The sequence below is a fragment of the Alkalispirochaeta americana genome, from assembly GCF_900156105.1.
GTDB classification, from domain to species: domain Bacteria; phylum Spirochaetota; class Spirochaetia; order DSM-27196; family Alkalispirochaetaceae; genus Alkalispirochaeta; species Alkalispirochaeta americana.
The window spans coordinates 64588-77488 of the sequence record NZ_FTMS01000018.1; the positions used below are offsets into that span (position 1 = coordinate 64588).

Sequence of the window (12901 nt, forward strand, 5' to 3'; positions counted from 1 at the left end):
ATACTTTAACGTATGGCTAGGCGAATGCTCTCTTCCAGTAGTCCGGTCAGGACTTTTTTCTCTTGTCTCCCGGCGCGGGCCTTGCAGGGGTGGGCAGTGGCCCTCTTGTTGGGGCTGGTCTCCTGCGACACGGTGTTCGAGGGAAACCTCTTCGAGAACTTCGCCGGGCCGGAATCGGCCTCGGCTATCCTGAGAAAATACAGCGACGGAGGGGTTGTCCTCCCCGCCCGGGCTCCGGGGTTTGTTTCGGCCCTGGACGATGCTGCCGGGAGTTCCCGGTTTTTCCGGGAGCTCTCCGCGTCGGACCGGGCAGGGCTCAACGATGCTCTGGAGAGCGTTTATGCCGCCGACGATGCTGATGTTCCCAAAGCGACACGGCAGAAAGCGGCGATCCTGGCAGGTCAGGTGAACCTGCGCGAGACTGATGCCGGCGAAACAATCAACAACGCCATCGACGTCCTTACTGACGGAGGAATAGATACCTTCGAGGAGGACCCTGAGGCCTTGCTCGATCAACTCCTTCCCTCGGGTGTCCGTGGTGACGAGGCAAAAATTTCGGCGGTTCTGCGGAATCTGGTGAACGCTGCCGGAGCCTACGAGGCTCTGGGAACCACCCTGGCATCGTCTGATGATGATCCGGAGCCGCAGATGCCTGCGGGAACCAACAAGGGAGCCGTAGCCCAGAATGCGCTCGTGGCTCTGGTAGTGAAGGATATCGCCAAGGCAAACGGAGCAGACGCAGAGGACGGCATCGCCGCTCTGGCGGCGGAGCTTGCCAAACCTCAGGGGGATCGGGATACGGATTGGATTACTCTTCCCTACGATAACGGCGTGGAGTTTGCTCCCGAGGGAAGCCCCCTGCGGAATATCTTCAACGCCGCCGGATTTGGAGGAGTTCTTGACGATGTCTGATCGCGCACGGGCTGTTCGTGCAGTGCTGGTGCTCGTTTTCCTGGGAGGATTTCTGGGAGGGCTTGCCCCGGGATACGCCTCAACGGTGAAACAGCCCGAGTTCAGGCCTCTCTCGCCCCGGATCATGGGTCAGGGAGGTTCTTTTACCGCCATCGCCCAGGGCTATGACAGCCTCTTTACCAACCCTGCCGGGGTGGCCCGCTCCGAGGGCCCGCGTCTCACCATACCCTCCATGACCCTCTGGGTGCATTCGAGGCCGGGGAAGATCCTTCCCACCATCGGCGCCATGGGGGCCGATGAATCCCTGGACAGCGACGATGACGACGACCCGATCATCAAGAATCTGAAGGAGCAGTTCACCACCAACGGCTTTGGCCTGGGTGCTGCCCTGGGTATTGGATACATCGGCAGTCGTGTGGGTTTGGGGCTAAACATCGCCATGGACAGTTATCTCTACGGCGAGACCTTTCCCCTGGGGCTTCAGGGCGAGATCCAGCAGCAGCTGATGCTCGCCGTAGCCTACGCCTATCCCCTGGAGATCGGCCCTGTCTCGCTGTCCCTTGGCGCGGCTTTGCGGCCCACTCTGCGGATCGTTTCACTGGTCGATTCCGATACTGCCGCTGAATTGATCTCGCGCTACTTCGATGTGGAGGTCGAGGGCGCTGACGATGACGAGGACCTCATGGATTCGATCACCGCCCTGAACGGCTGGGGAGTTTCCTTCGATGCAGGGCTTTTGGCTACGTACGGGTCTGTGACGCTGGGTGTTCAGGCTCGAAACCTCTTTAATACCCAAATGGATTACTCCAGGAACTCCCTGCGGGAGATTGCCGATTCTCTTATGGAAGGAGGGCTTCCGGAAAAATCGTCCGACCAGGACGATCCCTCCTACGTGAAAGAGAATTACGTGATCCCCATGGAGTTTTCCTTCGGCATCGCCTGGCGTCCTGATCTGGGAGACACCCGGCTGATTATTAACCCCGTGATCCATGCCCAGGTGACCGATCCCTTTAAAATGACCGATCAGGACAGCGACAAGGCCCGTTCAATGTGGACCCGACTGCATTTTGGGACCGAGGTGGAGATGCTTAATTTCCTGGCTCTGCGCTTCGGGGTGAATCAGGGGTACGCCACGGCTGGTTTCGGGATGGATTTGTCGCTTCTCTCGGTGAACTTCGCGATCTTTGCCCGTGAGTTTGGGCGATACCCCGGAGATCAGCAGGTGAGTGGGGCAGCTCTGGAGTTTGCCTTCCGTCTGTAGAACCGCGCAGGGTCAGATTTGCCAGGGGCTGCACAGGGCGTCCGGTTCTTCCCTTTGGTGCCGGGTGCGCTGCTCCGGAAATCGGGAAAAAACCCGGTCGGGGCCGAAAAAACCCTTGACAAGGGGGGCTCTTCCCGGTAGATTTTGGCCTCGTTACGAGCACGAGTATGGGCCGCTAGCTCAGCTGGTAGAGCAACGCCCTTTTAAGGCGTGGGTCGCTGGTTCGAACCCAGCGCGGCTCAGAAACAGGTCGTGGGCGTTGTCGTTACAACGTGCCTGGCCGTGCACGGGTCTCCTTCGTCTAGTGGTTAGGACACCGGGTTTTCATCCCGGCAACGCGGGTTCGATCCCCGCAGGAGATGCTCTCAGACCCCTCCATCCCCGGGAGGGGTTTTTTATTCTTCCGCCCTGTTTATTCTTTCTGTTTGGTCTGTTTCTCGCCCCGCTTGGTCCTGCACGAGCTGGTTTTGTCTGTCCGGCTCTGGATATCGTGGTACAATTTTAACCATAATGAAATCGGCCGGGGGCTTATATTGCCCACATCCGTCGTGGTAGAGTCTCTCGGAAAAGATTAAACATAGTAGAGGTCTGTATGAATACGCTGGGCATATCCTTGGGCTCCTCAAGTATAAAACTTGTTCATATGAAGAACCATTCCATCGAATGGTGGCGTGTCATCCCTCACGAGGGAGCGGTGATCTCCGTGCTCGAGAGGGAGCTCGCTCTCCAGAAACTGCCCCGGGGAACCAGGGTTCTTGTGACTGGCACCGAGGCTCGGGAGCTGGTTCAGGCCGCCTCGGCCATTGAGCCTCTTTGCCTGGAGCGAGCTCTGGCAAAGCGTGAGCAGGGGGCTGAGCCGGCCGTGGCAATTGTCTCCATGGGAGGGGAGGAGCTGATCCTCTATACCCTGGACGAGCAGGGCCACGTGCGGGGGAACTTTTCCGGAAACAAGTGTGCCAGCGGCACGGGAGAGTTCTTCCGGCAGCAGCTGGGCCGCATGCACATGGAACTGGACGAAGTAAACCTCATACCCGAGGACACCGCTACCTGCGCCCTCTCTTCGCGGTGTTCGGTCTTCATGAAGAGCGACTGTACACACAAGCTGAACAAGCGTCAGGCCAGCCGGGAAGAGATCACCGTGAGTCTGAGCCAGGTCATGGCCACCAAGGTGGCTGATTTCTTAAGCCGCGCAAAGATCTCTTCCGGCCGTGTCATTCTTACGGGAGGGATCACGGCGAACCGTCACGTTCTCAGAGCGTTGCGCGGACTTGCCCCGGAGATAACCTTCGATGTCCCCCCCGAGGCAGTGTTCTACGAAGCCTTCGGGGCGGCCCTTCTGGCTGAGGAAGCAGGAACGATCCCCGACGATACCAGCCAGATGGTCCAGGAGGCCCGGATACGGTTTGAACGGTTTCCCTCGTTGCGAACAGCTCAAAATCGGGTTACGTACTTTGAGGAGATCCGCGAGCCCCTCCAGGCCGGGGGGCGGTACATTCTTGGAATCGATGGAGGTTCAACCACCACAAAGGTCTGCCTGGTCAATACCGAAACAGGCAGGATAGCAGCCTCCCACTACGGGCGCACCCATGGAGATCCCGTGCGGGCCCTGAAAGTCTGTCTCTCGGAACTCCAGAAACAGATTCAGGATCAGCTTGGCGACGGAGCTACCCTTGTGGTGGAGCTGGCGGCAACTACCGGGTCATCGCGGGAAACTCTGGGGCTGTTTGTGGAGACTCCCGGTGTCTACAACGAGATCATCGCCCACGCCTGCGGAACAACCCAGTTCAGCGATCAGGTAGACACGATCTTCGAGATCGGGGGGCAGGACGCCAAATACGTCCTTCTTCAGAACAGGGTTCCCATCGATTATGCCATGAATGAGGCCTGCTCGGCGGGAACAGGATCGTTCCTCGAGGAAAGCGCTGCTGGCGATCTGAATATTCCCTACGCACATCAGATTGGTGACCTCGCTCTTCAGGCTGCGGCCCCTCTGAAGTTTGGCGAGCACTGTTCTGCCTTTATCAACTCCGACATTCGCAAGGCCATCGCCCAGGGGGCAAGCAGGGAAGACATCACCGCTGGTATCGTCACATCTGTGGTGGCAAACTATCTAAACCGGGTCGTGGGCAACCGTACCATCGGGAAGACAGTTTTCCTTCAGGGCGGAGTAGCAAAAAACGAGGCCGTGGCGCCTGCCTTTGCGATGCTCCTGAACAGAGATATTCTGGTTCCGCCGGATCCTGAACTCATGGGGTGTTACGGCGTTGCAATTCTGGCACGCGAAAAAAACCGCCAGGGGCTTCTGGAAAAGGGTAACTGGGCCCTGGAACGAATTCTGGCCACGGAAATTTTCGAGAAGGGTGAGTTTGTCTGTTCCTCCTGTGATAATCTCTGTCCCATTCGAATCCTTGAGGTCAACGGCCACCGCCGTTTTTTCGGGGGGCGTTGCAGCAAGTACAGCAACAGCGGGGCCCGAGCCTCCAGCGTCGGAGCCTCGGGAACAACAACTGCCCCGGGTGAAGCCGTGAATTACGTGGACGAACGCAATCGGCTTCTCTTTCAGGAGTACGCCGCTCCGGCTGCCCCCGCTGAGTCTCCTTCGGCCACGCTCACCGTAGGTATCCCCCGAAGCTTTTCAGTTCATTCTCTCTATCCCTTCTATAGCTGGTTCTTCCACACCCTGGGGTTTCGCACCGTCCTGTCCGACGGCGTTGACCGCAAGGGGGTAGCCCGTGTGGAGAGCTCTTACTGCTTCCCCGCAGAGATCGCCCACGGGGCGGTTCAAAATGTAATCGACAAGGGAGTGGATTTCATCTTTACCCCCCATGTGCGGGACCTGGAAAGTTACGAAGATTCGGTCCACGCTAATTTTTGTCCCATAACGCAAGGGCTGCCCTATTACATCCGCAAGGCCTTCCCTGATATCCCTCCCGAGCGGTTCCTGGATGTGGTGGTCAGCTTCAAGCACGGTCCCGGCAAGGCTCGGGATTTTTTTCGCAAGCTGGCTCTTCCCCTGGGGGTCTCGGAAGCCCGAATCGATGCTGCCTTTGCCCTGGCTCTGGAGAAGCAGCAAGCCTACCGGGAAGCCGCACAAGCGCTGGGCCAGCAGGCTCTGGCCGAGGCCCGTGAGAATCAGCGGTCTGTGATCGCTCTGCTGGGGCGTCCGTACAACGCCTTCACTTCCGAAGCAAACATGGGGATTCCGCGAAAGTTTACCTCTCGCGGTCATGTGGTGATCCCCTTCGATATTCTCCCCCTTGAAGAAGGGCAGGAAATCTTCCCGAACATGTACTGGTATTATGGCCAGCAGGACATGAAGGCTTCGGCACTCCTCAAGGATGAGCCCAACATCTATGTCACCTTTATCTCAAACTTCTCCTGTGCTCCTGATTCATTCTTGCTGCACTATCTTAAGTGGCAGATGGGAACCAAACCCTTCCTGATCCTGGAACTCGATTCCCATAGCGCCGATGCCGGTATCGACACGCGCATCGAGGCCTTCCTCGATATCGTCGAGGGCTACGCATCCCGGCGGGATTCTCTCGCGGAAGAGCGCTACGATAACGGGCTTCGTCTGGTTGTACCCGAGAACGGTGATATTGTCGTCCACAATAGCAACACAGGGGAGGACATCCCCGTGCGGGACAACCCCTCGGTACAGTTGTTACTCTCCAACATGGGCGAGCTGGGAACGGAGTTGCTTGCGGCGGTGATCCGGTCCCGGGGGATTAACGCCCAGGCGCTCCCTCCAGCCGATTCGCATACCGTCATGATTGCCCGGGGTCACTGCTCCGGCAAGGAGTGCGTTCCCGCCCATCTGGTGCTGGGGAATGTCCTGCAGTTTCTCGCCTCCGATCAGTACCGCAAGGACGAGATCTATCTGGTTTTTGTCCCCATCACCACAGGACCCTGCCGGACCGGGCAGTACTACGTGTTCTACGAGAACCTCTTCCGGGATTTGCGGATTGACAACCTGGTGATCTTTACCATGAGCGCTGACAACTCCTACACCGAGATCGGCCCCGATGTGGGGGCCGCCATGTGGCAGTCCCTGGTTATTTCGGATTACATGAAAGACATTGAGACGGCTCTGCGCACCTGTGCGGAAGACCCCGGTGAGGCGATCACCCTGTACCGGCAGGAGTGGCAAAAGCTGGTGCAAAGGGCCGAGGGAAACTTCAGCGATATCTACCCGGCGCTGAAGGAAGCCGCCCAGGTCTTTCAGGCCATTCCGCTGGCCCGAGATCTCTCGCAGGTTCCCAAGGCTCTGGTGGTGGGGGAGATCTACGTGCGGCGCGACGACTACGCTGTGGATGAGCTGGTGGGTACCCTGGCGCGCCAGGGAATCATGGCCAAGGTCTCGGGCGTGAGTGAATGGATTCACTATCTTGATTTTGTGCGCGACTACGAGCTTCGAAAACGCCTCTCCCTGCGGCCTCTCTGGGTGCGGCCCTTTGCGCAGGAGGCCAGGGCGCTGCTGCGGCTTGGTCTGGAGCGGGCCTGGAAGCACCGCATAGAGCAGAGGGTTCTCAAGATTCTCGCAACGGCCCGCCTTGTTCCTCCCGGACCAGGGACGATGAAGAAAATTATGGAGCGCACGAAGACGCATTTTGTGAATCCTGAATTGAACTCGGAAATTGCCGTTTCCACTGGAGCTGCTGCGGCAGCTATGGAAAACGGCTACTCGGGGATTGTGAACATTTCTCCCTTCGCCTGTCTCATCGGGCGGGTGATCGAGGGGGTCTTCGCTCCCTGGGCCAGAACGCGAAACTACCCGCTCCTCTCGGTTGAGGTGGACGGAAACCAGCTTCCGCCCACCACACTGAACCGTCTGAACGTCTTTGCCGTGAACGTTTCCCGCTACAACGGGCATGATAACGGAGAAGGATTTCCCCACGGGACCGGTCTCCCTCTTGAGGGTGTCAGTCCCTCCGGGAGGGGAAGCGATCCCTGCGTTGAAGCGGCAGGGTCATGCACCGGGGGCCCCCTCCGCCCCGGGCAAGTTCTGCCCCGGGAATCGTGATTGCCAGACACTCCTCCGGGGCGGGAGGGGTGTTTTCTGTTATAAAATCCAGGGCTGTCCTGATCCGGAAACCTGCCCGGGCCAGTTCTTCCAGCGTGGCCGTATTGCAGTCGTAGACCAGAATCTGCCCGGGTGCCACGGCAAAGGCGTTTGTTCCCGAGAGCCATTGTTCCCGCTCCTGCTTCACGGGGTTCTCTCCGCCGCAGAGGATCGGCTCAATCTCCATGCCCAGTGTTGCCAGGCAGGCAAGGAGGGAGGTGTGGCGGGTGAAGGTCGGTAAACGTCCCGGTTCTATCCACATCTCTACCACCGGCAGGGGAGAGTTGCCCAGCATGTGGGGCGCATGAACCAGGGCGCGATGGTGATCTATCATGGTGAAGAGCATATCCAGGTGAATGGCAAAGCGTTGCTGGGGAAGCGGGACGGCGATCACCCTAAGGGGCTCGGAAAAGGTTTGCAAAATCGATCCTGTCAGGCGGTCGATCGCGGCGGCATTGCTTCGGTCTGATACTCCCACCGCCAGAAGATTGGGGCCCAGCACAAGAAGGTCTCCTCCTTCAAGCCGGCATCCGTTTCGCGCCTCATCGCCGCCTGCAAAAAGCAGGGGGCTCTCTGTCCCCAGGGAACCCGCCACCGCTGCAGCCACGAGCCGTGATTCAGGAGCCCTCACGGGATACGCCATGGCGCCGGTGACGAGGCCGCTTCGCACAACAGCTGCCGAGTCTCTCATGAAATAGAGATTGGGCAGGGGGGGGTGGACGTAGCGGCGTTCCGAGAGAAAGGTTTGGAGAGAATCCCTCCGCAGTGGTATCCCTTCCACCAGGGCTCTTACCAGTTCGCCAGGAGGAAGTGCCAACAACTCCTCCAGGGAGGTCCATGCCGCTTCCTCACTGGCCCTGGGAGTCGCATCGCCGATGATCTCGCTGCACAGGCGGGATCGGAGCGATTCATCCCGGAGAGCCGTCTCTGCCAGATCGGTCAACTCGTAGACATCGCAAAAGAGATTCAGCACGTCCTTGAGTTGTTGGTGGTGAGACTGCACTACCGAAAGAGGAATGATGTCATTATAGAGTAACTCTTCCGCCGTAGAGGGGGTCATCGCTTCGATCTCTGCCCCCGGGGTGTGAAGTACCACCGAGGCCAGGGGGGAAATTTCTGATTCGATCCCTAATTTCATAGCCCGGGAATTGTAGTTCCTCCCGGGAAAGGAGGCAATCACCTGGGGAATTTTCAGAAGAACCTTTATGAAATGAGTTGATTCCGATCTCGACGCGGTGTATCTTTCGTTTTGTAATTATATACGCAGAAATTTCCCGCAAAGGGTTCTGTGACAACTCGTCGGCATCACGGAAATATTCTAAGGAGGCATCATGAAAAAGAGAATTACCCTCGCCCTTGCAGCATCTTTACTCGTTCTCGCGGCAGGGTCTCTTTCTGGGCAATCGCTTAAAGGAATGAGCCTGAACGGATCCACCGGGTTGATCGGGATACCCACGGGCCGGGTCGGGTGGGAGCACAGTAGCGACCTTGGTTTTGATCTGGGCCACCATACGATCTTCGATGATGACCATACGGCGTATATCAACAAGGCCTCCTTGAGTCTGTTCCGGCTTGCCGAGATCGCCTTCGCCTATGATACGAACCGGGGAAGCGACAACGAAGATATGATTATCAGCGGGAAACTCCAGCTCCCCACCCAGGGAACGGCCGTGGCCATTGGTGGCAATGTGCAGCTCCTTCAGATAAATGGCGAAGACGAAACGGTTCAGCAGATCTACCTGGCAGCCACCTACCCGGGGCAGTTCTTCAATATGCCGGCCGAGACGACCGTGGTGGTGGGCAAGAGTTTTGGCGATATGGGGCCGGGAAGCGAAGCGATCGATTTCGGTATGGGTTTTGACCTGGTGCTTTTTCCGGATATTTTTCAGGGTTTCGTTCACTGGGTCAACGATTTTTCCAACTTTTCCTACAGCTGGCACGCTGTGGGCCCCAATGCGCAGGACCGGGGCGCTTTCAATACAGGGATACGGATCGATCTTGCCTCCTATCCGGCTCTCAGCCGCTACAAGCTTGTTATTGATGCCATGATGACCGATGCCCTGGACGATAACAGGGCGTTTGCCCTGGGGATCGTTTTTGGAGCGCCTCTGCAGTAGCGTGCCATAGCGGTGTCGCCATTCTGCCGACAGAACGCTTTTTTTCACCAGGAGCCTTCCCGTTTACGCAGGGAAGGCTCTTTTTTTGTCCGCCCCGGTGCCGTATAATGAACCCATGGATCAAGTAATATTAAAAGCCAGCGATCTGGATGAAACACTCACGGAAAACGATCGGGCCGTTGTCTCTGCCATGGATGATTTGTACGCCAAAGCTCTCGATACGATGAAAATCCTCGATAGTGCCCCCAACGAGGACCGTACCCGACGGGCAAAACAGGATCTGATCGATCTCTACCAGGAGATGGGTGACCGGATGAAAGAGTTCACCGCCGAGGAGCCGGGCATACAGGTCTATTCCTTCCAAACCCCTCGGGCTGTCCACGGCGAGGCCTCCCGGCTTATCGCAAAATTGCGTGATACCCGGACTCAGCAAAGCGAGTTTGTCTATTACATTCAGCGCGCCTACGAGCTCCTTTTTAATCTGGCCTACGCTGAACCAGATAATCACCAGAAAAACCATCTCATCGTGCGCACTCCCGTGACAGCTCCGGTGCAGAACTTTGCTGTCCATAAAATTCCCGATGTGGACGAAGTTCTGGAGAACACCGTCATGTGTGTGATGCTTCGGGGAGCGCTGCTGCCTTCGATGATCATGTCCAAGGAGATCCAGGAATACACATCCACGGGCTATGTGAGTCCCTTTGCTCTCTTTCGTATCCGGCGGGACGACACAAAGCAGGAATCAAACATGGAGTATATTCTCGACCTCAACAAATCTTATTTTGATCTGGAGTCGCTCCATGGAAAGGACCTCATTTTCGCTGATCCCATGAACGCCACGGGGGGCAGCCTGGTCACGATCGTCCAGTATCTCTCCGCCCAGGGCATCAAGCCCCGGTCGGTGCGGTTCTTCAACGTCATCTCTGCTCTGAAAGGAGCCTTGAGAATCACCCGCGCCATCGACAACGCTGTGGTGTATACCCTCTGGATGGATCCGGTCCTCAACGAATCTGCGTATATCCTGCCGGGGCTGGGTGACGCCGGAGATCGCCTGAACGGACGGGACACGAACGAGGCTCCCCGGAACATCATCCAGCTTATCGCGGATTATGGAGCGACTATCTCGAACCTCTACCGGGCGCAGGTGCGGGCGATCGAAAATACCGTCCTGGATCATCCCCGGTTGTGATGGATTGTTGGCGTCGCCGTTTCATCGTCCTGCTGGCTCTGCTGGCTCTGCTGGCTCTGGTGGCTCTGGGGATGGGAGGCTGTGTCTCCCGGGTCGACCGACAGGAGCTGGCCCAGGAGTACTTCAATCTGGGGAACGCCTATTTTGAGCTGCAGGACTATGAACGATCGTATCGCTACTACCGTCGGGCGATTGAGCTGAGCGACAACATCCCCGCTGCGGGGTTCAATCTGGCCCGGCTATACCTGGAGCGCGGAGAAGATCAGAAGGCGCTCGATATCCTGACCACTCTCCTGGCCCGGGATCCGGAGAATACCCTGATCAGGGAGGTCTACGGCTATACTCTCTATCGTCTCGGGGAAATTTCTCGAGCACGGCGTGTCTATGGCGATCTCCTGGAAGAGGCTCTCTCCCGGGGCCGGGTCGCCTATAACCTGGCCCTTCTGGAGGTGATGGAGGGGAATTACGGAGCAGCTGTGGCTGTTTTGGAAGAACATCTGGCCGCCGCGGAAGGGGATAAGGACTTTCGTTGGCTCCTGGCGGATGCTCTTTTCCAGACCGGCCAGGAAGAAGATGCTCTGGAGGAGCTGGCGCACTATCGTGTTCTTGTGGCGGGTTCTGCCCGGGAGATGGGGCGTCTGTTTCGGCGTTACGTGGAGTGGAGCTTCTTCCTTGATGCTCTGGAGTTGCTCGAAGATATGCCTTCGCAGGCTCTTCGTGATCCTGAGGTGGCTTGGGCAGAGGCTTGGGCCTACCTCGCCGGAACAGATGATTTCGAAAGCGGCCTCCTGGCGCTGGAGCGCTCTCTTGAAGACTGGCTTCCCGAAGCAGACGATGAAAGTCGTCTCCTGGAAATCCTCTCCGGGGAGGAAAAGGAGATTGTTCAGGGAGTTTTCGAAGGCAGTCGCAAGAGAGCTCGTGGAGAAGAGGAGTCCCACAAGGAAGAGTCGGAATGAAGTTTGAGGGGAGGAGCAAAGACCTTCCGCACGCCCTCTCTCCCGGGCGGGATGTGGAGCGTGCGGAACCGGGCCTGAAAGGGGCTGGCCCAAGGCCCGGTTCGGGTCAGTCCCGGTTCTACGGATCGGCTGCGGATCGGCTCGGGTTGAGCCGATTCAGCTGATTCCGAGCAGCTCTTTCAGAAGCTCGTAGACAGCAGCTGGTGAGGACGATGCATCCAGGTTGGTGAGCATATCTCTGCTTCGATAATAATCGATCAGGGGTTGGGTCTGGTCCCGGTACACCCGAAGCCGGTTTTTGATCGCCTCTTCCTTGTCGTCCTCCCGTTGAACCAGGGGCTCGCCCGTGACATCGTCCTTTCCTTCTACCTTTGGAGGAGTGGAAACAATGTGGTAGGTTCGGCCGCTTCCGGGGTGGACACGTCGTCCTGTGAGCCGCCGCAACACCTCCTCATCGGAGAGTTCAAAGTTGATCACCCAGTCGAGGGTCTGCATCGTCGCAAGGGCGTCTGCCTGGGGAATGGTGCGGGGAAATCCGTCCAGGATGAAACCCTTTTGGGCATCCTCCTGTTGCAACCGATCCTGAACCAGCTCGATGGTGAGCTCATCCGGAACCAGGTCCCCTCCGTCGAGAATGGATTTGACCCTCTTTCCCAGGTCGGTCTGGTTTTTGATGTTATAGCGAAAGATGTCTCCCGTAGAGATGTGGGGCAATCCCGCATCTTCGGCCACCCGCACTGCCATTGTTCCCTTGCCGGCACCGGGGGGGCCCAAAAATACCATCTTCATGCGTGTCCTCCTTGGTTATGTAGAGGCTCCATGGTAAAAGATGGATTGGGTGCGGTCAATCATTCCCGCCAAAGATTAGCAGCCTTTTCTGTACGGACGGCGTCCTTTGTATTATTCTTGAGACATGAAGATCTGGGATGAATTACACTACGGAGTCAAAGAATCAACACGAACGTGGCTCGACTGGGCCCGGCGCAATGCCCAGGAGCTCAGCGATTCCGGTCTCCGGAAGATTGAGTGGCACGATCTGATGGCAGAGCGTCGGCGAAACGAAGAAAAACTGGGCGCTCTGGTGGCAGAGCGGTTTATCCTGGAGGGAAAAAAGACTGTGCGTTGCGACGCGCCCGGTGTGCACGAGTTGATCCAGCGGATGCGGGCTATCGATGATCGCCTGAAAGCCCTGGGTGATGATCAGGCGCTCGAGACCCCTCTGGACCAGAGCCATGGGGAATCCGGGGAGTTTGGGCCGCAGGCGAAAGAGAATCTGCAGGAAGAGAAGAAATTTTTAAAAAGTGATGAGAAAGCAGTTGACGCGCAGTAGTGGGAGCTGATAGATTCACCCTCGCACGGCAGTGATGCGGTGCACTGACTGAGAGCAACCAACCATGAGTTGAG

At 57.6% G+C, this 12901-nt stretch carries 9 protein-coding genes and 2 tRNA genes; 9 read left to right on the forward strand and 2 right to left on the reverse strand.

What is annotated here, in order from left to right:
• Window positions 1-96 precede the first annotated feature (96 nt).
• From BW950_RS12850 to BW950_RS12875, 5 genes are all read left to right on the forward strand, one after another.
• Window positions 97-912, forward strand: a complete 816-nt coding sequence (locus BW950_RS12850) for a hypothetical protein (RefSeq protein WP_076489714.1) — start codon at window positions 97-99, stop codon at window positions 910-912.
• Window positions 905-2173: a hypothetical protein gene (locus tag BW950_RS12855; protein ID WP_076489715.1), complete on the forward strand. Its 1269-nt coding sequence runs from the start codon at window positions 905-907 to the stop codon at window positions 2171-2173. The genes BW950_RS12850 and BW950_RS12855 overlap by 8 nt, the downstream gene beginning before the upstream one ends.
• 169 nt (window positions 2174-2342) lie before the next feature.
• A tRNA-Lys gene (locus tag BW950_RS12860) sits at window positions 2343-2415 on the forward strand.
• Between the two features lie 48 nt (window positions 2416-2463).
• Window positions 2464-2535, forward strand: a tRNA-Glu gene (locus BW950_RS12865).
• A 281-nt stretch (window positions 2536-2816) separates the two neighbouring features.
• Window positions 2817-7196, forward strand: a complete 4380-nt coding sequence (locus tag BW950_RS12875) for an acyl-CoA dehydratase activase (protein ID WP_234969111.1) — start codon at window positions 2817-2819, stop codon at window positions 7194-7196.
• Here the strand turns inward: BW950_RS12875 and BW950_RS12880 are convergent.
• Window positions 7096-8373, reverse strand: a complete 1278-nt coding sequence (locus BW950_RS12880; protein ID WP_076489718.1) for an arginine deiminase — start codon at window positions 8371-8373, stop codon at window positions 7096-7098. The genes BW950_RS12875 and BW950_RS12880 overlap by 101 nt on opposite strands.
• Before the next feature lie 193 nt (window positions 8374-8566).
• On the opposite strand from BW950_RS12880, the gene BW950_RS12885 reads away from it, so the two are divergent.
• The 3 genes from BW950_RS12885 (at window position 8567) to BW950_RS12895 (ending at window position 11497) form a co-directional block, all read left to right on the forward strand.
• Entirely contained in the window at window positions 8567-9352 is a 786-nt protein-coding gene (locus tag BW950_RS12885) for a hypothetical protein (RefSeq protein ID WP_076489719.1), read from the forward strand.
• 115 nt (window positions 9353-9467) lie between these two features.
• A complete protein-coding gene (locus BW950_RS12890) occupies window positions 9468-10541 on the forward strand; it encodes a uracil phosphoribosyltransferase (protein ID WP_076489720.1) in 1074 nt (357 codons plus the stop codon).
• The gene (locus tag BW950_RS12895) at window positions 10541-11497 is read left to right on the forward strand and encodes a tetratricopeptide repeat protein (RefSeq protein ID WP_076489721.1); all 957 of its coding nucleotides are present in this window, start codon (window positions 10541-10543) and stop codon (window positions 11495-11497) included. The genes BW950_RS12890 and BW950_RS12895 overlap by 1 nt, the downstream gene beginning before the upstream one ends.
• Before the next feature lie 156 nt (window positions 11498-11653).
• Here the strand turns inward: BW950_RS12895 and BW950_RS12900 are convergent, their stop codons facing one another.
• Window positions 11654-12286, reverse strand: a complete 633-nt coding sequence (locus BW950_RS12900) for an adenylate kinase (RefSeq protein ID WP_076489722.1) — start codon at window positions 12284-12286, stop codon at window positions 11654-11656.
• 124 nt (window positions 12287-12410) lie between these two features.
• On the opposite strand from BW950_RS12900, the gene BW950_RS12905 reads away from it, so the two are divergent.
• Window positions 12411-12827, forward strand: a complete 417-nt coding sequence (locus tag BW950_RS12905; RefSeq protein WP_076489723.1) for a hypothetical protein — start codon at window positions 12411-12413, stop codon at window positions 12825-12827.
• Window positions 12828-12901 lie beyond the last annotated feature (74 nt).